Below are 1277 nucleotides of genomic sequence, written 5' to 3'. Positions count from 1 at the left end.
TACGAGTGGCTGAGCTTTGATCCCGTTGATCGCGAGATCGTACGCACGCACTTTGCCAACATCCGAGCCCACTGCCAGCAAGAGGGGCGCGACATCCTCGAGGAGCCTATTCCTGTGGTGCCCACGCAGCACTACTTCATGGGTGGCGTTTGGGTCGATCGGGATTCGGCGACCACGATGCCGCATCTGTATGTTGCCGGCGAGGCGGCGTGCAATGGTGTGCATGGCAGGAACCGCCTTGCGAGCAATTCGTTGCTTGAGTCGCTCGTTTTTGCGCGCCGTGCGGCGTGGAAGATGGCGACGGGGGAGAGCCTGGAAGTCGAGAAGGCGGGCGAGCCCGCGCTCGACGGCGCACACCGCCTGTTGCCCGGTCAGGTGCGCCAAAACCTCAACATCGACGTGCTCGTGCACGCATGATGAGCGCGCCTTGAGGTGCGCTATCTGCGACGCGCCCCTTGGCGTGCGGCGCGCCCGTCATGCTCACGACCGTCATGCTTACGAAAGGAATTCTTGTGAATCCAATCACCATGAACCTTGTTGCCGACGATATCATCCGTTTTGCCCTGCGCGAGGACATGAACGCGGGCGATCTGTCGACCGAGTCGGTCTGCCCCGGTCCGCGGGAGGCCGAGGTTCAACTCATTGCGAAGGCAGCGGGCGTCATCGCGGGGTTGGATGTGTTCGAGCGTGCCTTTACCCTGCTCGACCCTGCCACGACGTTCGACGCGCGCGTGAGTGATGGCGACGAGGTCGAGCCCGGCCAGGTGCTAGGGACGGTGCACGGCGACGCCCGCGTGCTGCTCTCCGGTGAGCGCGTGGCTCTCAACTTCCTGCAGCGCATGAGCGGTATCGCAACGTATACACGTACCATGGCAAAGGAGCTCGAAGGTACCAAGACCCTGCTTGCCGACACGCGCAAGACCACGCCTGGCCTTCGCATATTCGAAAAAGCGGCGGTCGAGGCAGGCGGTGGCCACAATCACCGCTACAACCTTTCACAGGCGGTCATGCTCAAGGACAACCATATCGATGCGGCGGGAGGTATCGCTGCCGCCGTGGCAGGTGCTCGCGCCCATGCGCCCTTTGTGTGCACGGTGGAAGTTGAGTGCGAGAGCCTGAATATGGTGCAAGAGGCACTCGATGCTGGTGCGGACATCATCATGCTCGACAATATGGATCGCGAGCAGATGCGCGAGGCCATTGCGCTCATTGATGGCCACGCCAAGGTCGAGGCCTCGGGCAACGTTGACGCGAGCAATATCCGTGAGCTCGCCGAT

The 1277-nt window shown here is 62.3% G+C and carries 2 protein-coding genes; both read left to right on the top strand.

Translation table 11 applies throughout. The annotated features are described in order from the left end of the window. Positions 1-417: FAD-binding protein (locus ACT8II_RS08790; protein ID WP_443813844.1), on the top strand; the 417-nt coding region annotated here is incomplete at its 5' end. A gap of 95 nt (positions 418-512) precedes the next feature. Continuing rightward, a partial coding sequence (gene nadC, locus ACT8II_RS08785) for a carboxylating nicotinate-nucleotide diphosphorylase (protein ID WP_443813842.1) occupies positions 513-1277 on the top strand: 765 nt, incomplete at its 3' end.

Source organism: Collinsella sp. (assembly GCF_052346665.1).
Lineage (GTDB): Bacteria > Actinomycetota > Coriobacteriia > Coriobacteriales > Coriobacteriaceae > Collinsella.
The sequence above is the reverse complement of the archived record's forward strand: the minus strand, read 5'-3'. Positions and strand labels throughout refer to the sequence as shown.